The organism is Streptomyces sp. NPDC043996 (genome assembly GCF_056435225.1).
On record NZ_JBWKEY010000010.1, the window covers coordinates 264,864 to 289,590 of the forward strand.

A 24,727-nucleotide genomic window follows, 5' to 3' on the forward strand; every position below is an offset into this window, starting at 1 on the left:
CGTTCCCGGCGCTCTACCTGGCAGTAGCCTCAGATTCTTGCCGCATACCAGGCGGTATGTCACTACCCGCGGGAGCACAGGAGGGTAAAAGTGGGCGGCTGTCGTCCGTGCCGCGACCGTCAGCGGGGCGCGCGTAAGGGGCGCTGCCCGGTGTCGTGGCCCGGTCGGGGCCGGTGTTCAGCGGACCGGGGTGAGCTCCGGGTCCTCGCGGAGTTTGCCGAGCGCGCGGGAGACCGCGCTCTTGACGGTGCCGATGGACACACCGAGCACTTCAGCTGTCTGGGCCTCGCTCAGGTCTTCGTAGTACCGCAGGACGACCATCGCGCGCTGCCGTGCGGGCAGCTTCATGATGGCGCGCCACATGGCGTCGTGGAGCGCTTGCTGTTCGGCCGGGTCGCCGGCCGGTACGGTCTCGGGCTCGGGCAGTTCGTCGCAGGCGAACTCGTCGACCTTGCGCTTGCGCCACTGCGAGGTGCGCGTGTTCAGCAGGGCCCGGCGCACATAGCCGTCGAGCGCCCGGTGGTCCTCGATTCGGTCCCAGGCCACATACGTCTTGGTGAGCGCCGTCTGCAGCAGGTCCTCGGCATCGCTCGGGTTCGCCGTGAGCGAGCGCGCGGTGCGCAGCAGCACGGGCTGGCGGGCCCGGACGTAGGAGGCGAACGACGGGTAGGCGGAAGGTCCCGCGCTCCGCGTCGCGGCCTTCGATGCGCTGGTGCACACGGACACCATGGATGCGGTCATGGCTCCACGCTAGAAGCGACCCCTACATCAGCGGATCGGCCGCAGGTCCCGAAGCGGTGTCCGCCTCAGGTTGTACGAGGGGAGGTAGCCCCACCTCCTGAAGGTGGAGGAGGGGGAGCCTCCTCCTGAGGGTTGGACCCTGAGGGGTGCGAAACCGCTTGCCGTGCGCCCTCTGTGGGCGCTCATCCCAGTTGTGCCACGGGTGCGTGTACGAGGTTGCGGTCGATCTGCAGGGTGCGTCCGCCGTATCGCTCTTTCACGTTGCCCGCGTACTGGTGGATGCGTCGTTGCGGCTGCCAGGCGTCCCATGCCAGCGATGGCTCGCCGTCCAGGTCAGGGCGGGAATTCCAGCGTGCGAACCACATCACGGACGGCAGGTCCTCCTCTCCTGTGCGGCGTGCTTCTTCCATGTGTTGTACGCCGGAGTCGGCACTGCTGTAGAAGCCCGGTACGTAGCCGTGGCTGCGCACTTCGCGGTTCCATGCCTGTACGAAGGTGAGCGTGGCGCGGGCGCAGGGTGCGTTCTGGTGGGGGTAGGCCTCCATGTCCAGGTAGAGCGGGCTGTCGGGTTGGATGCCCAGGGCGGCCGCCGCGCGCACCGCGTCGTGTCCTTCGCGGGTGCCTTGGGGTCCGGGTTCGCTTCCGATGCGGACGTGTTGTTTGTTCGCCGCTCGTACGCAGGGTGCTTGTGAGCCGACGTACAGCGGCAGGGCGCGCCAGCCCATGGTGTCGGCTTCGCGGAGCCAGTCGCGGGTCAGGTTCGGCTGGCTGGCGCAGGCCCGGCCGCGGCCTCCGAAGTAGACGCCCACCGCGCGGTAGGGGGAGTCGAGCCAGCGCCGCATGGTGTCGGACGACGGTGTGAGGCAGGTGTCGAAGCCCTGGCCACGGAAGACGGTGGGCTCCGCGGCGCGGTCCGTGTGCCGGGGTTCGCTTGCTGCCGGGGTATCCAGGGCTGGTGTCGACAGGGCCAGGGTCAGGGCGAGGGCGGTGCCGATGATCTTCCTTTGGTGGCGCATACGGCGAGTGAAGGGGCCCGGTGGTGTGCGGGGCCAGGGACACGCGCCGCGTTCAGCCGTCCGCCGTCAGGATCAGCCCCGAAGTGGGGACCCCGGTGCCCGCGGTGACCAGGGCGTGCGCGGCGCCTGGTATCTGGTTCACGGCGGTGCCCCGCAGCTGGCGGACGGCTTCGGCTATGCCGTTCATCCCGTGCAGATAGGCCTCGCCGAGCTGACCGCCGTGGGTGTTCAGCGGCAGCCGCTCCTTGGCGACGAACTCGGAGGCTTCGCCCGGCGCGCAGAAGCCGAACTCTTCCAGTTGCATCAGGACGAACGGCGTGAAGTGGTCGTAGAGGATGCCGACGTCGATGTCGTGGGGTGTGAGCCCTGAGGTGCGCCACAACTGTCGGGCGACAACGCCCATTTCGGGGAGTCCGGTGAAGTCGTCGCGGTAGTAGCTGGTCATTTGTTCTTGTGCCCGGCCCGCGCCTTGTGCGGCCGCGGTGATGACGGCGGGTGGTTTCGCCAGGTCGCGGGCGCGCTCGGTGGTGGTCACGACGATGGCCTGGCCGCCGTCGGTTTCCTGGCAGCAGTCGAGCAGCCGAAGAGGTTCCACGATCCATCGTGAGGCGGCGTGGTCTTCCAGGGTGATGGGTTTTCCGTGGAAGTGGGCCGCTGGGTTGGTCGCGGCGTACTTCCGGTCGGTGACCGCGACGTGGCCGAAGGCCTCCGGGGTCAGGCCGTGGGTGTGGAGATAGCGTTGCGCGGCCATCGCCACCCAGGACGCGGGGGTGAGCAGCCCGAAGGGCAGCCCCCAGCCGAGGGCGACTCCTTCGGCGGTCGGCTCGCGGTGGCGCACTCCGGTGCCGAAGCGGCGGCCGGATCGTTCGTTGAACGCGCGGTAGCAGACGACGACTTCGGCGATTCCGCTCGCGACGGCGAGTGCGGCCTGCTGGATGGTGGCGCAGGCGGCGCCGCCGCCGTAGTGGACGCGGGAGAAGAAGGACAGCTCGCCGAGGCCGACCGCCTGCGCGACGGTGATCTCCGGGCTGGTGTCCATGGTGAAGGTGACCAGGCCGTCGACGTCGGCGGGGGCGAGGCCCGCGTCGTCGAGGGCGGCGCGCACGGCTTCCGCGGCCAGGGCCAGTTCGCTGCGGCCGGAGTCCTTGGAGAATTCCGTGGCGCCGATTCCGGCGATCGCGGCTGTCCCGCCGAGGTGGTCCCTCGTCCGTACGCTCATGCCGCGCCTCCCGCGTTCGCCGGATCGCCGTGCGCGCGTCGGCCCGCTGGCGCCCTGCTGCTCGCTTCGGCGGCCGGGACGGTGACCGTCACGGTGCCGGTGACGTGTGTGCCGATGCTGTTCGCCCCGGTGACCTTGACCGTCGCCGTCTCGCTGTCGCTGCCGTGGTCGACCTGCTCGATCGTGCCCGTCACCACCATGGTGTCTCCCGGGTAGTTGGGCGCTCCGAGGCGGATGGTCACTTTGCGCAGGAGGGCGGTGGGGCCGAAGTGGTCGGTGATGTAGCGCCCCACCAGGCCGTTGGTGGTGAGGATGTTCATGAAGATGTCGGGGGAGCCCTTCTGCCGGGCGAGTTCCGCGTCGTGGTGCACGTCCTGGTAGTCGCGCGAGGCGATGGCGCCCGCGACGATCAGGGTGCGGGTGATCGGGATCTCGAGCGGCGGCAGGGCGGCGCCGGGCTTCATCGGGGTGCGGTCCATCAGCGCACGACTCCTTCCGGCACGGACACCGCGTCCGGGGGCCCGCTGACCGGTTCCGCCGCCCGTTGTCTCCCCCGGCCGGACAGTACCGCGGCCGCTTGCGGCGGGCCGGCCGGTGGCGTCTCTGTCACCCGGAACAGCGGCAGCTCCAGTTCCTCGTCCACTCTCTGGAACTCCAGCCGCACCGGCATCCCGATCCGCACCGCGTGGTGCGGCACCCCGATGACGTTGCTGATGACGCGGACGCCTTCCGTCAGTTCGACGAGCACCACCGCGTACGGCCCCGGCGTTCCGGAGGCGTCGGCCGGGGAGGTGAACGCGGGAAACGGGGGGTGGTGCATGACGACGTACGAGTAGACCGTGCCGTCGCCGCTCGCCTCGATGGTGTCCCACTCGGGGGAGCCGCAGGCGTTGCAGCCCGGCAGCCAGGGGAAGCGGAGGGTGGTGCAGGTGACGCAGCGCTGGATGAGGAGCCGGTGCCGCGCCACGCCGTCCCAGAATCCGGCGTTGTCCCTGTTGACGACCGGCCGTGGGCGCCTGGGCGGACCGCTCTGCTGACCGGGCGTGCCGTCGGGTCGCGGCGCTTCGCCTTGTGCCGTGGGCTTCCGTGTCGCGGGGCGGTATTTGAGGATCCGGAAGCGGTGGGTGCCCGCGAGTTCGCCCGCCGTGCGGATGTCCATGCGGGTCGTCACGAAGTACCCGGTGCCGAGTTTCGTCGTTTTGCGCGGCGACACCGATTCGATCACCGCGTCGAAGGTGACGGTGTCTCCCGGCCGCAGTGGGCGGGCGTACTCCTGCTCGCAGTCGGTGGCGACGACCGAGGTGCATCCCGCGTCGTCGAGAAGCGCGAGCAGGTCGTCGTACGCCCCTGAGCGTCCCGTGTGGCCTGTGAGGCCGCCCATGGTCCAGGCCTGGAGCATCGTCGGCGGGGCGATCGCGTCCGGTCCCTCGTACGCCGGATGGGTGTCGCCCATCGCCTCGCACCAGTGCCGGATCATCGGCTCGTTGACGGCGTCCTTGCCGTGGGCGGACTCGGCCGCGGACCGGCCCTCGTACGCCTTCAAGCGCGCGTACAACCGATCGGGCTCCCCGCCGGACCCCCCACTTCTCCCATCATCGCCGGGCCCCGCCCGCCCTAAGGCCCCCCGCTCGGGTCCGCTCGCGCCCCGCTCTCCGCCGGTGGCCGCCGCTTCGCCCCGTGCCTCTCCGTCCGTCGCCGCCGTGCTTTCCTGCGCCCTTCGCGCTCGACCGCTCATCCGCCCCAGCCCCGCCCGCCGCTTGTCGTCCGTCCCGCGATCTCCTGACACTTTTGGTACACCGCGGCCGCCGATCAGGTTCCACTCGTCAGCCGCCGCCGTCCGAACATTTTCTGACTGTCCGTCAGATTCAATGAGAGTGTCAAGCCCCCCACCGCCCGGCCACGCGCAGGACGCGGATCCCAGCCGCCCGACCGCATGCAGGACGCGGATCCCGACCGCCCAGCCACGCACAGGACCCGGATCCCGGCTCGCGCCAAGGGCAGCGGAGCCGGGCGGCACCCCCTCCCCAGAGCAGCCGACCCCCGAACACCCTGGCCATCGCCCGCCCCCGGAACACAGCTGCGCGGCGGTACCCGAGGTACCGCCGCGCAGCCGTCACATCACCCCACTGAGCAGCCCTCCGAGGATCACTCCCCGGCGAGGCCGGAGCTCACCACAGTTCGCTGAAGTTGACCGCCACGTTGGCGTTGGACTGGTCGATCTCCGTGAACGCGGAGCCGTTCACCTGGGCGGTGTTGCTCTGGTTGGAGGCGCCGTTGCCGACCGCCTGCTGCTGCGTGGTCGACGAGTTGCCGTTGTTGTCATCGCCGACGCCACTGCCGTCGACGACCGCAACGCCCGCGTTGGATCCGTTGTCCGCGAACGAGCCGTTGTCAGCGGTCGCGACACCCGAGAACAGGGCGGCGGCCAGCGGAACGGCGGCGACGGCGGCGAGAACGCGGGCGGTACGGATGCTTGCCATGTCTATTTCCTCCAGAAACGGGAGACGCTCACCGGCGGCAGCCGGAGCATCTCAAGTACGGCTTTATCCGGGGCAGTTGGCCGACCGCCCTGGTATCTGCACGACGTCGCGAGACCAGAGTTGCCCACCGAATCCCCTCCGAACCACCCCGGAAGGCTCGATTCCCCCGCAAGCGTGAGGACAAGTCGATAAACCTGCTTCACGCCACTGAAGCCCCAGCTCAGCACCAACGCCCCAGCCGATCCCAGATGCCGCACGGGCTGAAGCGTTCCGCCAAAACCCCGGCAAAAGGCCGCACTACCCGCATTCGGCCACCACCAGGTCCCCTCCCCCTTCCCTTCATCGAACGTCAGTACGAAAATGAAGTCATGGCCCCCATCGACCGCCATGGAGCAGACCGCGACACGAACCCCGACAACCGCGACCACCCCCGCGTTCCCCGGCACCCGGGCGACGCCCCGCATCCCCGCGCGCGGGCACGTCACGCGGCTGACCGCCACACCGCCACCCTCGCCCTGGCCCACGCCCTGTCCGCCGCCGAGCGGGGCCTGGCCGTCATCCCGCTGTCCCGCGCCAAGCTCCCGGCGCTGCGCTCGCCGCACCACGACGACCCCCGTCCGACGCCGTGCCACGGCGAGTGCGGGCGCATGGGGCACGGCGTGTACGACGCGTCCACCGACCCCGTGCGCGTGCGCGAGCTGTTCGCCGCCGCACCCTGGGCCTCGGGGTACGGCATCGCCTGCGGGCTGCCGCCGTACCGCCTGATCGGCATCGACCTGGACACCAAGTCCGGCACCGACGCGCCCGCCGCGCTGCGCGAACTGGCGCTGCGGCACCTGTTCACCATCCCGGAGACCGTCGTCGTGACCACCCCCAGCGGCGGCCGCCACATCTGGCTGTCCGGCCCTCCGGATGTGGTCGTGCCCAACTCGGCGGGCCGCCTCGCCCCCGGCATCGACATCCGGGGCGCGGGCGGCTATCTGGTCGGCCCCGGCTCCCGCACCGACCGGGGCGTGTACAGCACGGTGCCCGGCACCGCGCGGCTGCCACCGGCCGCGTGCCCCCCGGCGCTCCTGTACCTGCTCGCGCCCCCTACGCGCCCCCGCCGGACCACCGCCCCACGCGCGGGAGCCCCACCGGACCAACAGGGCCAAGGACTCGTACAGTTCGTCCTCGCCGCCCACGAGCGCCAGCGCAACACCCGCCTGTTCTGGGCCGCTTGCCGCGCGTACGAGAACGGCCTCGGCGAGGCCCTCACCGGCCCCCTCACCGAGGCCGCCCTGCGCGTCGGCCTCACCGCGCGCGAGGCCCGCTCCACGATCGCCTCAGCGGCCCGCCTGACGGGACACGCGTGAACCAGCACGGGCCCCGCACCGGGCGGCCGAGACAAGAAGAGGGCCACCATGCCGGGCCATGAAGAAGGGCGCCCCCTCAATGGGGGCGCCCCTGTCGGTCAGCGCCTGCGCCGACCTGCCGCGGTGGGTGTGGGATTTGAACCCACGGTGACTCGCGCCACGACGGTTTTCAAGACCGTTCCCTTAGGCCGCTCGGGCAACCCACCCCGCGCCGGTGGGATCGGCGCGGGGTCAAGAGTAGCGGGTCAGCTGTCGCCCTTGCGTTCGCCCAGGACCACGTCGACGGTGTGCTCCTTGCCGTCGCGCTCGTAAGTGATCTTCACGGTGTCGCCCGGCTTGTGGGTCCAGATCTGGCCGATCAGGGTGGGGCCGCTGTCGATGACGTTGTCGTCCAGCTTCGTGATCACGTCGCCGGACTTCAGGCCCGCCTTGTCCGCGGGGCCGTTCCGTTCGACCGCCGGGCCCGATCCGGCCGCGCCGCGGTCGGAGATCGTGGCGCCGTCCGAGCCGTCGGCCAGGGAGACCGAGGCGCCGATCACGGGATAGGTGGCCTCGCCGGTCTTGATCAGCTGCTGCGCGACGTTCTTCGCCTGGTTCACCGGGATCGCGAAGCCCAGGCCGATGGAACCGGACTGGCCGCCACCGAGGCCGCCGCCGCTGTCAGCGGGCTTGATCGCGGAGTTGATGCCGATGACCGCGCCGCGCGCGTCCAGGAGAGGGCCGCCGGAGTTGCCCGGGTTGATGGAGGCGTCGGTCTGCAGGGCGCTCATGTACGAGCTCTTGCTGCTGGCCCCGTCGCTCGACGTCACCGGGCGGTTCTTGGCGCTGACGATGCCCGTGGTGACCGTGTTGGACAGGCCGAAGGGGGCGCCGATCGCGATGGTGGAGTCGCCGACGGCGACCTTGTCGGAGTCGGCCAGCTGCAGCGGGCGCAGGTTCGACGGCTTGTTCTTGAGCTTGATGACCGCCACGTCGTACCCCTGGGCGCGGCCGACCACCTCGGCCTCGTACTTCTGGCCGTTCGAGAACGTCGCCGACAGCTTGCCGCCCTCGGCGGCCGACGCCACCACGTGGTTGTTGGTGAGGATGTGGCCTTCCTTGTCGTACACGAAGCCCGTGCCCGTGCCGCCCTCGCCGCTGCCGCTGGAGGCCTCCAGGGTGACGACGCTCGGCAGCGCCTTGTTCGCGATGTCCGCGACCGATCCGGGCTGCCGCTTGAGGTCGGCTGGGGCGTCTGAGGCGGCGACCGTGGTGGAGTCCGTACCGCTGTCGTCGTTGCGGTCCGCCGCCCAGTAGCCGAGGCCGCCGCCGACGCCGCCCGCGATGAGCGCCGCCGCGAGCACGGCCGCGACCAGGCCGCCGCGGCGGCCGCCGCCCGGCTTCGGCGCGGACGGCTGCTCGGCAGTCCAGGAGGAGCCCCAGCCGTGGCCGGAGCCGCCGCTCTGCGAGTACGCCGGCACGGCGGGCGGCGGAGGCGGCGGCCAGGCGCCACTCGCCGCCGCGGGGGCGGGGGCGGGGGCGGGCGCCTGGGTGTGCGCCCCGGTGGCGTACGCGGCCGTCGCGTGCGCGGGCGGCGCGTGCTGGCCCGTGGTGTGCGCGTACGGGTCCGGGACCTGCGGCGCGGGGGGCTGCGGGGCCTCGGCCGCCGGGGCCGGGGCGGGCTCCGGTGCGGGCGCCGCGTCCCGCGGAGCGTACTCAGGAGCGGTGTCGGGCGCAGCGGACGCCTCCGGTGCCGGCGGCGCCGACGCGGTGGGGGCGGGAGCAGCGGGAGTGTCCACCGGCACAGGAGGTGCGGACGGGGCCGGGGGAACCGCAGTGCCCTCGTTCTCGGTGCTCACAGCTTTCTTCTCCTCGGTCCACGCTGTCGTACTCGGTCACGGCCAAAGGGGCGGTCTCATGCGAAGGTCGTTCGCGAGCGAAGGCCGTTCGCGAGCGAAGGCCGTCCGCAAGCGAAGGCCGTCCGCAAGCGATGGTCATTCGCAGGCGAGAGTTGCTCGCAGGCGAAGGTCGTTCGCAGGCGGGGTCGGTCTCGGCCGGAGGCCGGAGGTCGGCCGCCGTCGCGCGGCTGGGCCGGGCCTGCCCGTCCCTCCGGTCCCGGGGCCGCCGCCAAGGCGTCCCCGTCGACCACCGCCACCGCTGTCAACCATTCAGTTGTCCCAGTCAGCTTTTCCCATGGGCTGTCAGGCCACCATAAGCCGACCCTGTGCGTTCACGGTGGGCGAAACCGCCGCGTTCGGAAAGCTCACCGGAAGGCTCACAGAGGAGTCACAGAGACAGCTGAAGGGAGAATGAGAGGACGCTGAGAAACTCCGCGCCCCTCGCCTGAGAACCGCCGCGCGCCCCGCGGCCCGGCCGCCGCGCGCCCCGCGGCCCAGCGCCCGGCGCGACCATCGCGCCCCCGACGGTGGCACCATGACGCGGTGACCCACGCACCACAGCACCTCATCCAGGTCGTCGCCCACCGCGGAGCCTCCGAGGACGCTCCGGAGCACACGCTGGCCGCCTACAAGAAGGCCATCGACGACGGCGCCGACGCTCTCGAATGCGACGTACGGCTCACCGCGGACGGGCACCTCGTCTGCGTCCACGACCGCCGCGTCAACCGCACCTCCAACGGCCGGGGCGCCGTCTCCACGCTGGAGCTCGCCGACCTCGCCGCGCTCGACTTCGGCTCCTGGAAGAACGGCGACGACGGCCCGTACGCCGAGGGGCCCGACTGGGAGGTGGGCGCGGCCCCCGGGGACACCTCGGTCCTCACTCTGGAGCGGCTCCTAGAGCTCGTGGCCGAAAACAACGCCTCCGGTAGGCGGGTGCAGCTCGCCATCGAGACCAAGCACCCCACCCGCTGGGCGGGCCAGGTGGAGGAGCGGCTGCTGCACCTCCTGAAGCGCTTCGGTCTGGACGCGCCACCCCCCGAAGGGCCCTCCCCGGTGCGCGTGATGAGCTTCTCGGCACGGTCGCTGCACCGCGTGCGGGCGGCATCGCCGACCCTGCCGACGGTCTATCTGATGCAGTTCGTCTCGCCGCGCCACCGCGACGGACGGCTGCCCCAGGGAGTGCGTGTCGCGGGACCGAGCATCCGGATCGTACGCAACCACCCGGAGTACGTCGCCAAACTCCACCGGGCCGGTCACCAGGTCCACGTGTGGACGGTGAACGACCCCAGGGACGTGGAATTGTGCGCCCGGCTCGGCGTGGACGCGATCATCACCAACCGCCCGAAGCAAGTCCTGTCCCAACTGGGCCGCGGCTAACTTCCGTTACGGGGAGTGCACCGGCGCGTTCGCTCCGTATTCGATCGTGACGAGTGCGTCACCATCCCGGGGTTGGCCGGTTTCCGGTCCAGTCCATTGGGGCATTCACACCGTGGCGTGGGGCAAAGGAGGTCTCGGGGGTGGCGTTTGTGGTGGCACGGGAGGTGCCCACGTCGTCGAGCATGGCCGTACCCCATGGTCCTGCGGGCGTGGGGGAAGCCAGACACCGAATGCGCGATCAGCTTCGCGTCAACGGGGTGTCGGAGTCCGTCATCGACGACGCCGTTCTGATCCTGTCCGAATTGCTGAGCAATGCCTGCCGGCACGGCAGACCCCTGGGCACGGGCATGAAGGACGGCGACGGCGGCGACGACGGAGACGTGCGCGCCGCCTGGCGCGTCGACAAGGCGGGGCGCCTCACGGTCGAGGTGACGGACGGTGGCGGCCCGACCCGCCCGATTCCGGCCACTCCCTCGGTGACCGCCCACGGCGGCCGCGGGCTCAACATCATCACCGCCCTCGCGGACTCCTGGGGAGTGCGCGACGACGCCCGCGGCGAGGTCACCGTGTGGGCGCTCGTGCACGCGGGTCACCGCCACGAGGACTTCGCTACGCGCGTCGCCGCGCCGTCGGCCTCCGCGATAGCCGAGCTCGGCTTCACGGACCCGTTCGACGACGTGGACTGAGCGCTCCGGCCCAGCGAGCAAGCACCTCAGCCGTGCAGTCCGGCCGTGCACTCCGGCCGTGCACCCGAGCCGTGCACTCCGGCTGAGCACCCGAGCCGTGCACTCCGGCTGAGCACTCCGGCAGACCGCCCCGGCCGTGCCCCCGTCCGAGCGCTCCGGCCGCCGCCGCAGGCCCCGGTGCCGACGCATAGGCCCGGTTCACCGGTGAACGGCTAGGCTCGCGCCCGTACGCAAGCGAGCCGTAACCGGGAGACACCCAGATGGCCAAGAAGCGCCCGCAGACCAAGGGCAAGCAGTCGCAGCTCAAGGACCACGAGGTCCCGGTCGTCGGCGCCCGGGAACCCTGCCCCTGCGGTTCGGGCCGCCGCTACAAGGCCTGTCACGGACGCGCCGCCGCCCACGCGGTCACCGAGCTGGTGCACCGCCCCTTCGAGGGCCTGGCGGGCGAAGGCAACTGGGTGGCCCTGCGCGAGCTGGTGCCCGCCGCGACCGTCGAGCTCACCCTGAAGGACGGGCTGCCCGAGGGCGTGCCCTCGGTGACCCTCGCGACCGTCCTGCCGATGGCCTGGCCCGCGCTGCGCCGCGAGGACGGCTCGGTCCTCCTCGGCCTGCAGAACGACACCTCCTCCGGCGACATCAGCCGCGACCTCGCCGACACGCTGGGCCGCGCCCTCACCACCGAGCCGGGCAAGCCCGTCGAGGGCCGCCGGACGCCCGCCGAGGGGCCGCGCCTGCAGGACCTGCTGGCCGACGAGGCCCCCTTCGAGCCGGTCGTGCACACGGGCTTCGAGTTCTGGGTGCCGGACGCGGAGAACGCGTCGACGGAGGTCGCCGCCTCCCTGGAGCGCGCGAACGCCGCCGCCATCCCCACTGTGAAGCTGTCCGGCGTGGACTCCGCGTACTGGTGCGAGACGCCGGAGAAGAACCACCTGCGCTGGGTCATGCCGCACCCCGAAGAGCAGCTGCTCGACGCGCTCGCCCGGCTGCACGCCGCTGGTGCGTCCAGCCTCGGTGAGGGTACGCGCCTGGTCGGCTCGTTCCGGGCGCACGGTCTGACCGTGCCGGTGTGGGACCTGCCGAGCGGCACGGGGGCCGAGGACGTGGAGAAGCCCGCGGCGGAGTTCGCCGAGCGGCTCGCCGCGGCCCTCGCGACGACGGATCCGCTCACCCCGGAGGAGCGGCGCGCCCGCGGCGGCCTCACCAACCGCCAGGTGACGCTCAGCTAGCGCCCAGCGATGTGGCCGTTCCGCGCGGGAGCCCCCTCGGGCCCCGCGCGGAGCCGTTTCCACCGCCAGCGCGCCGCCCCCCTCCCCCCTCCCCCCTCCCCCCTCCACTCCCCTCCGGCCCCTTCCGGACCCCTCCCCTCCAGACCTCGCGCCAGACCTCCCGCCGGATCTCGCGCCGGACCTGGCACCAGGCCTCCCGCCGGATGCCACGGCCGCCGGGCACGAAACGCGCCCCGCGCTCCGCCCAGCGCGTGAAACCGCCGCGCACGCCCCCGTTTTTCCGAACTCACGGACGACATTCAGCTGACGTCCCGGACCGGATTTCGAACAGGCTGGTGGTGCCGGGTGGCGGCGGGCGGCCTTTCGCCGTCGTGATGTCACGCGCTCTTCACCGTGCGAGCGCCCGGAGCCGCCGGTCGGACGGTGTGCAGGCGCCCCACCTCTGTCTCCCTGACCCACCGGTCAGTCGGATCGGAATGCGTGACTCCCGTCACAACTCCCCATGGACACAGGTAAATCCCTGTCTGGATAACTGAGATCGAATTTGCCAAGCGCCGATCTCTTGTTACCGTTCAGGTAGCCCGGTTGCTGGTGCATCCCCCGTCGCCAGCAACCGGGCGTTTCCATGCCCGGAAAAAGTCGCGTGCTCAACTGCCTTGGGGTCCACCGGAGTTGCTGCCCGACCGCAGCAGCAGGGCGTCGCCGCTCTCACTCGCGAACTCCGCGACCGCCATGTAGTGCGCCGCTGGTCCCGCCGTGCGCCCCTTGGGCGTATCGCACGCCCCCGGCTCGTCCCCGGCGCTCACCTCGCAGTGCATCTGCACCGTGCGCCCCTTGGGTCCCATGACGCTCAGTACGGCCTTCACGGCCTCGCCGGTGGCGTTGCGGTAGTAGGTGCGCGCCCAGGTGTCCCCGCCCTGGGCCAGGACACAGGTCTGGGCCTCGATGCCATCGGACGAGGTGAGTTCGGGGCCGCACCGGGCGGTGGTCTCAAGGAGCGGCGAGGGTCCGGTGCCGACCGCCGTGTCCCGCGGCCGGGACGCGGTCACATCACCCTCCGTGGCCCCACGGGCCCCGGCCCCCGGCGCGGCACCGTCCGCTTCCGGACGCTCCCCCTCGGCCCGGTCCGCCCCCGGGTGCTCCGCGGCCGCGGGCTCCGGGTGCGAGGGCGCCTTGGCGTCGTCCAGTACGGGCCCGGCCGCCGCCCCGGCGAGCGGGAGCAGGGCGGCGACGGCCACGACGCCCAGGAGCGCGAGCAGGCGGGGGTTCACGGCCGGGCGCGGGTGCATGCGCCGAAGATAACGACCCCGCGTGCCCCGGCCCGCGCCGCGCGCCCAATTCCCTTAGAACTCGGGCGCGCTCACACCCGTATGAGTGAGCGCGTCGACCACCGCGTCGACGACGGCCTCGACGTCCGGCACCCAGGGGGCCGCCGAGCCGGGCAGCGGGGCCCGCTCCCAGCGGACCTGGCCCTGGCCCGTCTCGGAGGGCGGCAGGGGGAGATACCCGCCCTCTCCGTGGAACCGCAGCGAGCCGGGCACGTGGTCCTTCGCGTACAGCAGTTCGCCCAATTGCTCCATGGAGTAGGGCGCTACGAGGATGAACAGGCGGGCCGACGACGCCACGACGGGGCCGAGGCGGATGCCCGCGGATTCGAGCGCGACGAGGGCGCGCGCGCCGGCGGCCGCGGGGAGGCTCACGGCGCACGGGGCGCGTCCGCCGGTGGCCAGGAGCACGGGTGCGCCGGGCCGGTTGGTCCACCACCAGCGCACCATGCGCGCGTCCGTGGTGGCGGCGAGCAGGCCCGGGTCGAGGGGGTGGGCGCCCGGAACCACACACTCCGGGTCGGGGCAGGCGCAGCGCACGGCGCCGCCGATCCTGGCGGAAACCCCGGGCTCGTCCAGACGGTCGCCCCGATCGCCCCGGCCACCCCTGTCACCTGCGGTTTCACGATTCGCCGCGCGCGGTCCTCGCTTCTTGCCCGCGCCTCGCCTGCCGCGCTTTCCGCTGTCCTTGCCGTCTCGGCCATCGCGGCCATCACGGCCATCGCGTGTGTCACTCTGCCGGCCGTCGGCTCCGGCGAGCCCGTCGCGTGCGTGCCTGCTCTGTCCGTCGATGCCGACGCCGGGCAGCACGGGCCAGCGCCATTCCGTCGCGAAGGTCTGGGCCGCACCGATCAGAGAGGGGCTCTGGTCAGACTTCCTACCGATTCGCCAGGACAGGAGCCTGCGTCGCCTTCCGAGGATCTCGCGCATGAGCGCTCGTTCCTTTCCGTTACACGCAGAGGGACACTTCGGGCCACATCACACCATGTGTGGATCTCTATCGCTGTGTACGAGGTGCGCGTACAAGGTGCGTACAGGTGCGTACAAGCTGGCGCGTCACACCCCCAGCCTGCGGCATGGGGATCCCCTATGGGCCGAGCGTTAACGTGGCGTGGGGTGGCGGCGCCTGGCGTTTGCCGTCCCGCGCATTTCTTGCCCCCGGTGCCACGGGAGGATGGGGCGCGGCCGCCGTGGGTTAAGACGTCCGGGTCCGGCGGCAGGTTCCGGGCGTCGTACAACTGCCCCTGGCCATCCGAGCCACCACTGGATCCGTACCCATCACGACCGCTGTGACGCTCCTTCGAACAATGTCAGTCGACCGCAATATGCCCTTCACCGCAACAGTTTTCGGACAAGTTTTCAAGATCACTCACAGTTCACAGAATTCTCACGCAGCGCACTGGACACCAGGAATCCCAGCAGGACAATGCTGGACATCCCCTCTCCACTCCGTGTAGATGTGGAGACATTGCTAGCGGCGCAGAATGACAGGGGGTTTGCGATGCTATTGAGCAATACGCACTGGCCGGAAAGCGGTCAGCCATGAACGCCCCGCACCCGCCGAAAGTGGCCGGAATCGATTCCACTGTTCCCCCTCCGGCGCACACTGCCCCGCCCACAGCGGCCGTCCCGCCCGCCCCAAACGCCCCGGCCGCGCTGATCCAGGACCGCCTCGCGGGCTGGGTCTCCGACCTCACCACGCTGCACGAACTCACCGAGCGCCTGGCGCGCACCGCCACCCTCGACGACGCCCTCGACGAGCTGCTGCGCGCGGGCGCCGCCCTGGTCGGCGCCCGCCGCGGCCTGGTCGTGGTGGAGCCCGCGGACGGCCTCGGCCCCGACACGACCGTCGGCCTCGGCCTCGCCCGCGCCGACCTCGGCCACCTGGAGACGGTGCCGCGCGCCGCCACCGCCCACGGGCGCCTCCTCGACGCGAGCGCGCCCCCCGGGCCCGCCCCCGACGCCGCGCCGCCGCCGCTCACCGAGATCGTGCAGCCGGACCTCTTCGCCGACGACGCCCTCGACCCGCGCCACCGCGAGGTCGCCGTCCGCCTCGGCTACGCGGCGAGCTACGCGCTGCCGCTGGCCACCGAGACGGCGGGCGGGATCGGCGCGGCGGTCTGGCTGTACGACGAGCCCGCCGAACCGGCCCCGCGCCAGCGGCACCTGATCGGCCTCTACGTCCGCTACGCCGCCGAGCACCTGGCCCGCCTGGTGGAGCTGGTGCGCGCCCGCGCCACCGCGGTGACCCTGCGCGAGGAGCTGCTGCCCCCGCGGCTGCCGCGCGTGTCGGGCGTGCGCCTCGCCGCGCGCCACCACGCCGGAGCGCGCGGCGGCGGCGACTGGCACGACGCGCTGCCGCTGCCGGACGCGGCCCTCGGCCTCGCGGTGGGCTCCGTCACCGGGTCCGGGCCGAGCGCGGTCGCCGCGATGGGGCGGCTGCGGGCCTCCTTGCGGGCGTACGCGGTGATGGAGGGCGAGGATCCCGTCGCCGTCCTGTCCGACCTGGAGCTGCTGCTGCGCCTGACGGAGCCCGCCCGGTCGGCGACGGCGCTGTTCGCGTACTGCGAACCCGCCCTGCGCAAGATCGTCCTCGCGGGGGCGGGGCACAGCCCGCCGCTGCTCGTCGGCGAGCGGCGCACGGAGTTCGTGGAGACCTCCCTGTCGGCGCCGCTCGGCATGCTCGCCTGCTGGGAGGCGCCGAGCGTGGAGATCCGCCCGGAGCCCGGGGAGACGCTGCTGCTGTACACCGACGGGCTGCTGCACCGCACCGGCGACCCCATGGACCGGGCGTTCGCGCGGCTGCACGCGGCGGCGGCCGGCGTGCCGAAGGCCACCCGCGACGACCCGGACGCGCTCGCCGACCACGTGCTGCGCACGATGCTGCCGGACGGGCTCGCCACCGCGGACAGCGAGGAGGACGTGGTGCTGCTGGCGGCGCGGTTCGAGTAGCCGCCGCGTGGCCGCACGGCGCCGCGCTCGCGGACGCGCCGTGCGACGTGACCCTCCGGCTGCGCTGTGTAAGGGGCCTTCTGCCTCTGGAACCCCTTCGGGGCGGCCGTACGATGAGGAGGGTTCGTTGTCGTACACAGACAGAGGAGGCGCGCCGTGTCGGACGCTCTCAACCCGGCTGAGTCTGATCGGGCCGCTGCCGCGGCGGGCCCTGAGGAGACCGCGGAAGAGCCGATCAAGCAGCGGAAGAACGGCCTGTACCCGGGCGTGTCCGACGAGCTCGCCGAGAACATGAAGTCCGGCTGGGCCGACACCGAGCTGCGTGACCTGGAGCCGATCGCCCAGGCCGGGCACACCGCCGCCCGCCGTGCCGCGCTGTCCGCGCGCTTCCCGGGCGAGCGCCTGGTGATCCCCGCGGGCAACCTGAAGACCCGCTCGAACGACACGGAGTACGCCTTCCGCTCGTCCGTCGAGTACGCGTACCTCACCGGCAACCAGACCGAGGACGGCGTCCTCGTCATGGAACCCGCCGCGGGCGGCCACCGGGCGACGATCTACCTCCTTCCGCGCTCCGACCGCGAGAACGGCGAGTTCTGGCTCGACGGCCAGGGCGAGCTGTGGGTCGGCCGCCGGAACTCGCTGACCGAGGCCGAGAAGCTGTACGGAATCCCCGCGTCCGACGTGCGCGAGCTCGTCGGCGCGCTGCGCGAGGCCAGCGGCCCGGTCCGCGTCGTGCGCGGGTACGACGCCGGGATCGAGGCGGCCCTGACCGACAAGGTCACCGCCGAGCGCGACGAGGAGCTGCGGGTCTTCCTCTCCGAGGCCCGCCTTGTCAAGGACGAGTTCGAGGTCGGCGAGCTGCAGAAGGCCGTGGACTCCACCGTGCGCGGCTTCGAGGACGTCGTGAAGGTCCTCGACAAGGCCGAGGCCACCAGCGAGCGCTACATCGAGGGCACGTTCTTCCTGCGCGCCCGCGTCGAGGGCAACGACATCGGCTACGGCTCCATCTGCGCCGCGGGCCCGCACGCCACCACCCTGCACTGGGTGCGCAACGACGGTCCGGTCCGCTCCGGCGAGCTGCTCCTGCTGGACGCGGGCGTGGAGACGCACACGTACTACACGGCGGACGTCACCCGCACGCTGCCCATCAACGGCCGGTTCTCCGAGCTGCAGAAGAAGATCTACGACGCGGTGTACGAGGCCCAGGAGGCCGGCATCGCGGCCGTGCGGCCGGGGGCGAAGTTCCGCGACTTCCACGACGCCGCGCAGCGCGTGCTCGCCGAGAAGCTGGTCGAGTGGGGCCTGGTCGAGGGCCCCGTTGAGCGGGTCCTCGAGCTCGGGCTCCAGCGTCGCTGGACGCTGCACGGCACCGGTCACATGCTCGGCATGGACGTCCACGACTGCGCGGCCGCGCGCACCGAGACGTACGTGGACGGCACCCTGGAGCCGGGCATGTGCCTGACCGTCGAGCCGGGTCTGTACTTCCAGGCGGACGACCTGTCGGTGCCCGCGGAGTACCGGGGCATCGGCGTGCGCATCGAGGACGACATCCTCGTCACCGAGGACGGCAACCGGAACCTCAGCGCCGCGCTGCCCCGGCGGTCGGGTGAGGTCGAGCTCTGGATGGCCGAGCTGAAGGGCTGACGGCGGGCGCGGGCGCAGACGCGGGCGCAGGCGCAGGCGCCGTTCAACGCGCCGCGCGCTCTCGCCGGGACGCCGGACGGGCGGAATTCTGCCCGTCCGGCGTTTTTCGTGCGCGGACTTGGGCACGGCCTTGGACTCGGGCACGGAGCACGGCCTCGGGCACGGCCTCGGGCACGGCCTCAGCAGAAGTGGCCCATGGATAGGGGCCAGAAGTGGACCACTTGAGGGTGCCACTGCATCCCTAGTGTTCGGGACATGACGACCCCCCGCCTCCTCCCCGCGCCCGGCCCCCTGCGGCTGCTCGCCCTCGCCCAGCTGAGCAACTCCGTGGGCGACGGCGCGTACTACGTGACGTCCGCCCTGTACTTCACGCACGTCGTCGGGCTCGCCCCCGCGAGGATCGGGCTCGGGCTCACGGTGGCCTGGGCGGTGGGCTCGGTGGTGGGCGTGCCGCTGGGGCGGTTCGCGGACCGGCGCGGGCCGCGCGGGACGGCCGTGCTGCTGGCGCTCGCGACGGCGGCCGCGGTGGCGTCCTTCCTCGTCGTCCGCGGCTTCGTGCCGTTCGTCCTGGCCGCGCTCGTGTACGCCACCGCCCAGTCGGGGCTCGCCGCCGCGCGGCAGGCGCTGCTCGCGGGGCTGGTCGCGCGCGAGGCGCGGACCGGGGCGCTCGCGCACCTCCAGGCCACGCTGAACGCCGGGCTCGCCGTGGGCGCGGCGCTCGGCGGGGTGGCCCTGCACCACGGCGGGCGGGCCGCGTATCTGTCGGTGTTCGCGCTGGACGCGGTGGCCTTCGTGGCGTGCGCGGCGGTGCTGTGGCGGCTGCCCGCCGTCGCGTCGGCGGCGACGGTCGCGGGCGGGCGGCTCGCCGTCCTCAGGGACCGGCCGTACGCGGTGGTCACGCTGCTCAACGCCGTGCTGCTGCTGCGGATGCCGCTGCTCAGCCTCGGCGTTCCGCTGTGGCTCACCGAGCGGACGCAGGCGCCTTCCTGGCTGGTCTCGGCGCTCTTCGTCCTGAACACCCTCGGCGTCATGGCCCTCCAGGTGCGCACGGCCCGGTCGGTGTCCGGCGTCGCGTCGGCGGTGCGGGCGGTGCGCAGGTCCGGGGTGCTGATGCTGGTCACGTGCGCGGTGTTCGCCCTGTCGGCCCTCGACGCCGGTCCGTGGGCGGCCGCCGCGGTCCTGGTCGCCGGGTCCCTGGTGCTGCTCGCGGCCGAGATGCTCCAGTCCGCCGGGTCCTGGCAGCTCGGCTTCGACTTGGCCCCCGCCGGGCGGATCGGCGAGTACCAGGGCTTCTTCGGCACCGGTGTGACCGTGGCCCGCACGCTCGGCCCGCTGGTCCTCACCGCGCTGCTCGTGGAGTGGGGGACTCCGGGGTGGCTGCTCCTCGGCGGGGTGATCATGGCGGCGTCGTGCGCGATGGGCCCGGCGGCGCGGCGGGCGGAGCGGACGCTCAGCCCGTCCGGCGTCTGAGGAAGAGGCCGAGGCCGAGGGCCGGTGAAGAGGGCGCCGAAGCGCAGGGCCCCAGGGGCGCAGGGCGGTCAGCCCTGGCGCTCATCGGTGCCGGCCACCTTCGCGGTGCTCAGCGCGATCCGGTTCCACGTGTTGATCGCGAGAATCAGGGAAAGGACCTGCGCCAGCTCGGCCTCTTCGAAGTGGGATGCCGCCTCTACGTAGACAGCGTCGGGAACCCCCGCCTCGGAGAGGCGGGTTACCGCGTCGGTCAGGGCGAGCGCCGCCTGCTCCTTGGCGGTGAAGAAGTTCCTGGCCTCGCGCCAGACGGCCACCATGTGCAGCCGGTCCTCGCTCTCGCCCGCCTTGCGCGCGTCGTTGGTGTGCATGTGCAGGCAGTACGCGCAGCCGTTGAGGTGCGAGGCGCGGATCTGGATCAGCTCGACCAGGGCCGGGTCCAGGCCGTCGCGGGCGGCGGCGTCCAGGCCGATGACGGCCTTGAAGACCTTCGGGACGACCTGGGCGAAGTCCAGACGGGGGGTCTGGGCGGGGACGGCCGACTCGCTGAGTGCGGTGGCGGACTCGGCGACTGCGGCGCCGGACTCGGTGAGTGCGGCGGTCGTCGTCACTGCGGTGTTGTCGGCCGCGACTGCGGTGTTGTTCGTCATGACCATGAATCTACGAGCCACAAAGACCTTGGGTAGGGTGCACTTCCATGGCTGAATCATGGGTCAATTCGGCGCGGCGCATCGGCGCTGACCTCCATCTGGACCTCTCCGGCGGCGGCAGCCGCCGTGCCGCCCTGATCCGCGCGCTGCGCGAGGCCGTACGCTCCGGACGGCTCGCCCCTGGCACCCGCCTGCCGCCGTACCGCTCGCTGGCCGCCGACCTCGGGCTCGCCCGCAACACCGTCGCCGACGCGTACTCCGAACTGGTCGCCGAGGGCTGGCTGACCGCGCGCCAGGGCTCGGGGACGCGGGTCGCCGAGCGTGCGGCGCCACCCCCGCGTGTACGCGTTCCCAAACGCGCCCCCAGCACGCCCGCGCCCCCCACGCACCACTTGGTCCAGGGCCAGCCGGACGCCGGTTCCTTCCCGCGGACCGCCTGGCTCGCCGCCGCCCGCCGCGCCCTGACCGCGGCGCCCAACGAGGCGTTCGGGCCCGGCGACCCGCGCGGCCGGATCGAGCTGCGGCGCGCGCTCACCGGCTATCTGGCGCGCTCCCGGGGGGTGCGGACCGACCCGGAGAGGATCGTGGTCTGCTCGGGATTCGCGCACGCGCTGCGGCTGCTGTTCGGCACGGGTGGCGGCGGAGTGCTGCGCGGGCCCCTAGGAGTGGAGGCGTACGGCCTCGGCTTCCACCGCTCACTCCTGGAGACGGCCAAGGTGCGGACGGTACCGCTGTCCCTGGACGAACACGGGGCCCGCATCGAGGAGTTGACGGACGCGCAGACTCCGGTACGGGCGGTGCTGCTCACGCCCGCGCACCAGTTCCCGACCGGCGGCCCGCTGCGCCCGGCGCGCCGCGCCGCCGTCGTCGACTGGGCCCGTACCCACGGGGGGCTGATCGTGGAGGACGACTACGACGGGGAGTTCCGCTACGACCGCGAACCCGTGGGCGCCCTCCAGGACCTCGATCCCGAACGCGTCATCTACGTAGGCTCGGTGAGCAAGAGCCTGTCCCCCGCCGTGCGGCTCGGCTGGATGGTCCTGCCCGAGCACCTCGTGGACGCCGTCGTCGCCGCCAAGGGCGAGCGGGAGGCGTGGGCGAGCGTCCCCGACCAGCTCACGCTCGCCGAGCTCCTGGAGTCCGGGCACTACGACCGCCACGTCCGCCGGATGCGTCAGCGCTACCGGCGCCGCCGCGACCACCTCGTCGCCGCGCTCGCCGAACACGCCCCGCACATCACCGTCACCGGCATCGCCGCCGGACTGCACGCGGTGCTTCGGCTGCCGCCCGGCACGGAGGCGTCCGCGGTGAAGGCCGCCGTGTGGCACGGCGTCGGCCTGGAGGGCCTGGCCGACTACCGGCACCCCCAGGCGACGATGACGGCACCCGACGGCCTCGTCGTCGGCTACGCGACGCCTCCGGAGCACGCGTACGCGGCGGCCGTCGAGGCTCTGTGCCGGGCGCTGCCGCCGGAGTGAGCGGGCCCGGTGCCGGGCGCCGCCGGGGGCACACGACGTTTCATGAACGCCGCGTGACAACCCTCCCGAGTCGCTGAGCTGCTGAAATACGGCCGCTGACGGTGGGGTTGGGCATCAGTGCCGACGTACCCGAAGGGGCGCCGACACCACTCAGCGCGACCACGACAGTGTGTGCCTCAAGGGGGAACCGGGAATGACGACCAACGCCACGGAACAGCGGAAACAGCGGGAACAGCAGGGACAGCAGGGACAGCGGGAACAGACCACGTTCGCGATCGGCGGCGATCTGTCCGTGCGCCGGATCGGCTACGGCTCGATGCGGCTCGCGGCGGCGCCCGACCCCGCCGACGGCGACCCGGGAGCGGGCCACATCTGGAAGCCGCCGACGGACCGCGCGGCCGCGATCGCCGTACTGCGCAGGGCCGTCGAGCTCGGCGTGAACCTGATCGACACGGCCGACTCGTACCTGCTCGGCGGCGGTGAGGAGCTGATCGCCGAGGCGCTGCACCCGTACGCGGACGACGTGGCGATCGCCACCAAGGTCGGCGTGGTGCGGCCGTCGGCGACCGAGTGGGTGCCGCTGGGGCACCCCGCCTATCTGCGCCAGCAGACCGAGCTCAGCCTGCGCCGCCTGCGCGTCGAGCGGATCGATCTGCTCCAGTTGCACCGGCTCGACGACGCCTATCCGCTCGCCGACCAGATCGGCGCCCTCAAGCAGCTGCGTGACGAGGGCAAGGTGCGGCACATCGGTCTGTCCGAGGTGAGCGTCGAGCAGCTGCGCGAGGCGACCGCGATCACGCCGATCGCCAGCGTGCAGAACCTGTACAACCTCGCCGACCGGCAGCACGAGGCCGTCGTCGACCACGCCACCGAGCACGGCATCGCGTTCCTGCCGTTCTTCCCCGTGGCCATGGGGGCCCACGCCCGGGCGGGCGGCGAGGTCGCCGAGGTGGCGGCGGAGCTCGGCGCCACGACCGCGCAGACGGCCCTGGCCTGGCTGCTGCGCCGCTCCCCGGTGATCGTGCCGATCCCGGGCACGACGTCGGTGGGCCACCTGGAGGAGAACGTACGGGCGCTCGACGTGGAGCTGTCGGACGCGCGGTACGCGCGGCTGTCGAAGGTGGCGGACGCGGCCCGGGCCTAGGTGCGCCGCCAGCGCCGGAGCGGAGGAGGCGGCGCGGGCCGTCCCCTTCGCTCCGGCCGCCGGGCGGGCTACTCCGCCTTCGCCTCGGTGAGTTGGTACAGCTCGGGCACGGAGACCTTGATGGGTTCCTGTGTGGTGCGCGCGATCACGACGACCACCGGCTCGTCCGGATCGGGGTGCTCCTCCCGGTGCGGGACGAACGGCGGGACGAGCAGGAAGTCACCGGGGCCCGCCTCGATTCTGACTTCCCGTTCGCCGTCGTGGAAGACGAACACCGGGTGACCGCTGACTACGTAGATGCCCGCCTCGGACTCGCCGTGGTGGTGGTTGTCGGTCGAGCTCATCGGCTCGTGCTCCACGAGACCCATCCACAGGTTCCGGGAGCCCACCGTGCCGCCGCTGAGCGCGGCGTAGCCGTCCAGCTCCCCGGAACGGACGTGGTGGACGCGGTTGTTCAGCGACGTGTTCTCCTGGGGCACCGTGTGGCCTCCTGACGGTTTCGAGCGCCTTCTGGACTGGCTCCAGACTGCGACCGGCCCCGCAGGGGCGACAACTGTTGTTGCCGTATCGGCAAGTTGGGCAGCCACATCCGCTGGGGCGCCCCATCTCCTGGGGCCGCCCTCGCCCGCCCAGGGCGTCGGCTAGCGCGAGCCAGGCGCGTCCCGCTCCGCGTCGTACGCCTCCCGCGCCGCCGCTATGGCCGGGCGGTGGTCTATCGACCAGTCGGCCAGCGCCTTGATGAGGTGCGTCATGCTGTGGCCCATCTCCGTCAGTTCGTACTCGACCTGCGGCGGGATCGTCGGGTACACCGTGCGCTTGACCAGCCCGTCGCGCTCCAGGCGGCGCACCGTCAAGGTGAGCATGCGCTGCGAGATGCCACCGTGGATGCGGCGCTGGAGCTCCTTGAACCGCAGGACTCCCGAGGCGAGTTCGACGACCACATAGACCGACCACTTGTCGCCCAGGCGGTCCAGGACGTCCCTGACGCCGCATTCGTCCTGCGGGGTCTCGCAGCTGATGACGGGGCCGTCGAGCGCGCCTGCCGACGAGGGCCCGGGGGTGGTTCGAGAAGTGGTTCCGGGGGTGGTTCCGGGGGTGGTTACAGCCGTGTGCCCCACTGACATCAAAGTGCCTCCTTACCTGATCAGCCGGTGTCGATCACGATGGTTCTCGTACCGGATGCGCGGCACCACAGCCATCGGACACCCATTCCAACTGCTCATGACGGGGGATCGTTCCCATGCTGCTCATCACTGGCGCGACCGGCGCGCTCGGCACGCTCATCACCGCCGAGCTGGCGGAGCTCACGGCCGCGGGCAAGGCCGTCGTGGGCACCCGCGACCCCGGCCCGGGCCAGCGCCGCGTCGACTTCGACGATCCGGCCTCGCTGGACTTCACCGATGTGGACACGCTCCTGGTGATCTCGGCGGGCGCCGCCGAGGACGACGTGGTGATCACCCGCCACGAGGCCGTGATCTCCGCCGCCGAGAAGGCGGGCGTGGGCCACCTCGTCTATACGAGCCTCAGCGGCGACGGCGACCACCTGACGTACGCCCTGGCCCACCGCTGGACCGAGCGCAGGCTGCGCCGCTCCTCGCTCCGCTGGACGGTCCTGCGCAACGGCCTGTACGCGGAGTTCCTCGCCGCGATCGCCGCGCCCGGCCCGGACGGGACGATAGCCGCGCCGCTCGGCGACGGCCGCCTCGCCGCGGTGGCGCGCGAGGACCTGGCCGCGGTCGCCGCCCGCGTGGCCACCGACCCGTCCGCGCACGCGGGCCGCGTCTATGAACTCGTCGGGGAAGACGCCCTGGGCGGCGCCGAGTTGGCGGAGGCCATAGACGGTTCGTACGAGCCGGACACCCTGGAGGCGACCCGCGCGGCGCTGATATCGGCGGGCGAGGCCCTCCCCTTCCAGGTCCCCATGCTGCTCAGCACCTACTCCGCGATAGCGGGCGGCTTCGTCGACGGCACGTCCATAGAGGACAACCAGCTGCGGGCGCTCCTCGGCCGCGCCCCCCGCCCGGCCCTGGAGGTGTACGCGGCCGCGGTGCGCGGCTGATCCCCCTGACGGCACACGGCAGCCTCAGAAC

Annotated in this window: 22 protein-coding genes, 1 tRNA gene and 1 pseudogene; 10 read left to right on the forward strand and 14 right to left on the reverse strand. The window is 72.3% G+C overall.

The genetic code is table 11. The features are described 5' to 3' along the window. Positions 1–177: 177 nt before the first annotated feature. The 6 genes from AC07A4_RS26635 to AC07A4_RS26660 form a co-directional block, all read right to left on the reverse strand. Complete coding sequence (locus tag AC07A4_RS26635; RefSeq protein WP_423628669.1) at positions 178–741, reverse strand: SigE family RNA polymerase sigma factor; 564 nt, start codon at positions 739–741, stop codon at positions 178–180. Positions 742–923: 182 nt separating this feature from the next. Beyond that, positions 924–1,757 (reverse strand): DUF1906 domain-containing protein, encoded by an 834-nt coding sequence (locus AC07A4_RS26640; RefSeq protein WP_478602960.1) that lies wholly within the window; start codon positions 1,755–1,757, stop codon positions 924–926. A gap of 52 nt (positions 1,758–1,809) precedes the next feature. Beyond that, complete coding sequence (locus AC07A4_RS26645) at positions 1,810–2,976, reverse strand: lipid-transfer protein (RefSeq protein WP_478602962.1); 1,167 nt, start codon at positions 2,974–2,976, stop codon at positions 1,810–1,812. After that, positions 2,973–3,440, reverse strand: a complete 468-nt coding sequence (locus tag AC07A4_RS26650; RefSeq protein ID WP_478603164.1) for a MaoC/PaaZ C-terminal domain-containing protein — start codon at positions 3,438–3,440, stop codon at positions 2,973–2,975. The genes AC07A4_RS26645 and AC07A4_RS26650 overlap by 4 nt, the downstream gene beginning before the upstream one ends. 14 nt (positions 3,441–3,454) lie before the next feature. Then, on the reverse strand, positions 3,455–4,531 hold the full coding sequence (locus AC07A4_RS26655) for a bifunctional MaoC family dehydratase N-terminal/OB-fold nucleic acid binding domain-containing protein (protein ID WP_478602964.1): 1,077 nt from the start codon (positions 4,529–4,531) through the stop codon (positions 3,455–3,457). 613 nt (positions 4,532–5,144) lie between these two features. Further along, entirely contained in the window at positions 5,145–5,456 is a 312-nt protein-coding gene (locus AC07A4_RS26660; RefSeq protein WP_478602966.1) for a hypothetical protein, read from the reverse strand. A 368-nt stretch (positions 5,457–5,824) separates the two neighbouring features. Here AC07A4_RS26660 and AC07A4_RS26665 point away from each other — a divergent pair, with 368 nt between their 5' ends. Beyond that, complete coding sequence (locus AC07A4_RS26665) at positions 5,825–6,811, forward strand: bifunctional DNA primase/polymerase (RefSeq protein ID WP_478602968.1); 987 nt, start codon at positions 5,825–5,827, stop codon at positions 6,809–6,811. 121 nt (positions 6,812–6,932) lie between these two features. Here the strand turns inward: AC07A4_RS26665 and AC07A4_RS26670 are convergent. Together AC07A4_RS26670 and AC07A4_RS26675 are read right to left on the reverse strand one after the other, a co-directional pair. Continuing rightward, positions 6,933–7,017 (reverse strand) — tRNA-Ser (locus AC07A4_RS26670). Positions 7,018–7,056: 39 nt separating this feature from the next. Further along, entirely contained in the window at positions 7,057–8,649 is a 1,593-nt protein-coding gene (locus AC07A4_RS26675; RefSeq protein ID WP_478602970.1) for a S1C family serine protease, read from the reverse strand. A gap of 582 nt (positions 8,650–9,231) precedes the next feature. Between AC07A4_RS26675 and AC07A4_RS26680 the strand changes: the two genes are divergently transcribed. From AC07A4_RS26680 to AC07A4_RS26690, 3 genes are all read left to right on the forward strand, one after another. Beyond that, positions 9,232–10,065: a glycerophosphodiester phosphodiesterase gene (locus AC07A4_RS26680; protein ID WP_478602972.1), complete on the forward strand. Its 834-nt coding sequence runs from the start codon at positions 9,232–9,234 to the stop codon at positions 10,063–10,065. Positions 10,066–10,118: 53 nt separating this feature from the next. Continuing rightward, positions 10,119–10,751: an ATP-binding protein gene (locus AC07A4_RS26685; protein ID WP_478602974.1), complete on the forward strand. Its 633-nt coding sequence runs from the start codon at positions 10,119–10,121 to the stop codon at positions 10,749–10,751. Between the two features lie 260 nt (positions 10,752–11,011). Further along, on the forward strand, positions 11,012–11,977 hold the full coding sequence (locus AC07A4_RS26690; RefSeq protein ID WP_478602976.1) for a DUF5926 family protein: 966 nt from the start codon (positions 11,012–11,014) through the stop codon (positions 11,975–11,977). Positions 11,978–12,624: 647 nt separating this feature from the next. On the opposite strand, the gene AC07A4_RS26695 is transcribed toward AC07A4_RS26690, so the two are convergent. From AC07A4_RS26695 to AC07A4_RS26705, 3 genes and pseudogenes are all read right to left on the reverse strand, one after another. Continuing rightward, a complete protein-coding gene (locus tag AC07A4_RS26695) occupies positions 12,625–13,266 on the reverse strand; it encodes a hypothetical protein (protein ID WP_478602978.1) in 642 nt (213 codons plus the stop codon). Positions 13,267–13,320: 54 nt separating this feature from the next. Then, the gene (locus tag AC07A4_RS26700; protein ID WP_478603165.1) at positions 13,321–13,881 is read right to left on the reverse strand and encodes a bifunctional DNA primase/polymerase; all 561 of its coding nucleotides are present in this window, start codon (positions 13,879–13,881) and stop codon (positions 13,321–13,323) included. 201 nt (positions 13,882–14,082) lie between these two features. Beyond that, positions 14,083–14,232: pseudogene (locus AC07A4_RS26705) on the reverse strand (bifunctional DNA primase/polymerase); the annotation flags it as partial. A 636-nt stretch (positions 14,233–14,868) separates the two neighbouring features. Here AC07A4_RS26705 and AC07A4_RS26710 point away from each other — a divergent pair. The 3 genes from AC07A4_RS26710 to AC07A4_RS26720 all read left to right on the forward strand — a co-directional run bounded on the left by AC07A4_RS26710 (position 14,869) and on the right by AC07A4_RS26720 (position 19,368). Then, complete coding sequence (locus AC07A4_RS26710; RefSeq protein ID WP_478602980.1) at positions 14,869–16,254, forward strand: PP2C family protein-serine/threonine phosphatase; 1,386 nt, start codon at positions 14,869–14,871, stop codon at positions 16,252–16,254. A 156-nt stretch (positions 16,255–16,410) separates the two neighbouring features. Next, a complete protein-coding gene (locus AC07A4_RS26715) occupies positions 16,411–17,898 on the forward strand; it encodes an aminopeptidase P family protein (protein ID WP_478602981.1) in 1,488 nt (495 codons plus the stop codon). 255 nt (positions 17,899–18,153) lie between these two features. Beyond that, a complete protein-coding gene (locus AC07A4_RS26720) occupies positions 18,154–19,368 on the forward strand; it encodes an MFS transporter (protein ID WP_478602983.1) in 1,215 nt (404 codons plus the stop codon). 68 nt (positions 19,369–19,436) lie between these two features. On the opposite strand, the gene AC07A4_RS26725 is transcribed toward AC07A4_RS26720, so the two are convergent. Next, positions 19,437–20,021 carry a carboxymuconolactone decarboxylase family protein gene (locus tag AC07A4_RS26725; protein ID WP_478603168.1) on the reverse strand — a complete coding sequence of 195 codons (585 nt, stop codon included), beginning with the start codon at positions 20,019–20,021 and terminating at the stop codon, positions 19,437–19,439. 41 nt (positions 20,022–20,062) lie between these two features. Here AC07A4_RS26725 and pdxR point away from each other — a divergent pair, with 41 nt between their 5' ends. Together pdxR and AC07A4_RS26735 are read left to right on the forward strand one after the other, a co-directional pair. After that, positions 20,063–21,493 (forward strand): MocR-like pyridoxine biosynthesis transcription factor PdxR, encoded by a 1,431-nt coding sequence (gene pdxR / locus AC07A4_RS26730; RefSeq protein WP_478602985.1) that lies wholly within the window; start codon positions 20,063–20,065, stop codon positions 21,491–21,493. A 193-nt stretch (positions 21,494–21,686) separates the two neighbouring features. After that, complete coding sequence (locus tag AC07A4_RS26735) at positions 21,687–22,637, forward strand: aldo/keto reductase (RefSeq protein WP_478602987.1); 951 nt, start codon at positions 21,687–21,689, stop codon at positions 22,635–22,637. A gap of 68 nt (positions 22,638–22,705) precedes the next feature. On the opposite strand, the gene AC07A4_RS26740 is transcribed toward AC07A4_RS26735, so the two are convergent. Next, on the reverse strand, positions 22,706–23,116 hold the full coding sequence (locus AC07A4_RS26740; protein WP_478602989.1) for a cupin domain-containing protein: 411 nt from the start codon (positions 23,114–23,116) through the stop codon (positions 22,706–22,708). Between the two features lie 162 nt (positions 23,117–23,278). Continuing rightward, on the reverse strand, positions 23,279–23,761 hold the full coding sequence (locus AC07A4_RS26745; protein WP_478602990.1) for a winged helix-turn-helix transcriptional regulator: 483 nt from the start codon (positions 23,759–23,761) through the stop codon (positions 23,279–23,281). Positions 23,762–23,877: 116 nt separating this feature from the next. Between AC07A4_RS26745 and AC07A4_RS26750 the strand changes: the two genes are divergently transcribed. Beyond that, positions 23,878–24,696, forward strand: coding sequence for an NAD(P)H-binding protein (locus AC07A4_RS26750; protein WP_478602992.1), 819 nt, complete (start codon positions 23,878–23,880; stop codon positions 24,694–24,696). Positions 24,697–24,727 lie beyond the last annotated feature (31 nt).

Coding starts and splice junctions, on each gene's coding strand:
- AC07A4_RS26635 (WP_423628669.1), bottom strand. CDS start 741: ATGACCGCATCCATGGTGTCCGTGTGCACCAGCGCATCGAAGGCCGCG.
- AC07A4_RS26640 (WP_478602960.1), bottom strand. CDS start 1,757: ATGCGCCACCAAAGGAAGATCATCGGCACCGCCCTCGCCCTGACCCTG.
- AC07A4_RS26645 (WP_478602962.1), bottom strand. CDS start 2,976: ATGAGCGTACGGACGAGGGACCACCTCGGCGGGACAGCCGCGATCGCC.
- AC07A4_RS26650 (WP_478603164.1), bottom strand. CDS start 3,440: ATGAAGCCCGGCGCCGCCCTGCCGCCGCTCGAGATCCCGATCACCCGC.
- AC07A4_RS26660 (WP_478602966.1), bottom strand. CDS start 5,456: ATGGCAAGCATCCGTACCGCCCGCGTTCTCGCCGCCGTCGCCGCCGTT.
- AC07A4_RS26665 (WP_478602968.1), top strand. CDS start 5,825: ATGGCCCCCATCGACCGCCATGGAGCAGACCGCGACACGAACCCCGAC.
- AC07A4_RS26690 (WP_478602976.1), top strand. CDS start 11,012: ATGGCCAAGAAGCGCCCGCAGACCAAGGGCAAGCAGTCGCAGCTCAAG.
- AC07A4_RS26695 (WP_478602978.1), bottom strand. CDS start 13,266: ATGCACCCGCGCCCGGCCGTGAACCCCCGCCTGCTCGCGCTCCTGGGC.
- AC07A4_RS26720 (WP_478602983.1), top strand. CDS start 18,154: ATGACGACCCCCCGCCTCCTCCCCGCGCCCGGCCCCCTGCGGCTGCTC.
- AC07A4_RS26725 (WP_478603168.1), bottom strand. CDS start 20,021: ATGGTCATGACGAACAACACCGCAGTCGCGGCCGACAACACCGCAGTG.
- pdxR (WP_478602985.1), top strand. CDS start 20,063: ATGGCTGAATCATGGGTCAATTCGGCGCGGCGCATCGGCGCTGACCTC.
- AC07A4_RS26735 (WP_478602987.1), top strand. CDS start 21,687: ATGACGACCAACGCCACGGAACAGCGGAAACAGCGGGAACAGCAGGGA.
- AC07A4_RS26745 (WP_478602990.1), bottom strand. CDS start 23,761: ATGTCAGTGGGGCACACGGCTGTAACCACCCCCGGAACCACCCCCGGA.
- AC07A4_RS26750 (WP_478602992.1), top strand. CDS start 23,878: ATGCTGCTCATCACTGGCGCGACCGGCGCGCTCGGCACGCTCATCACC.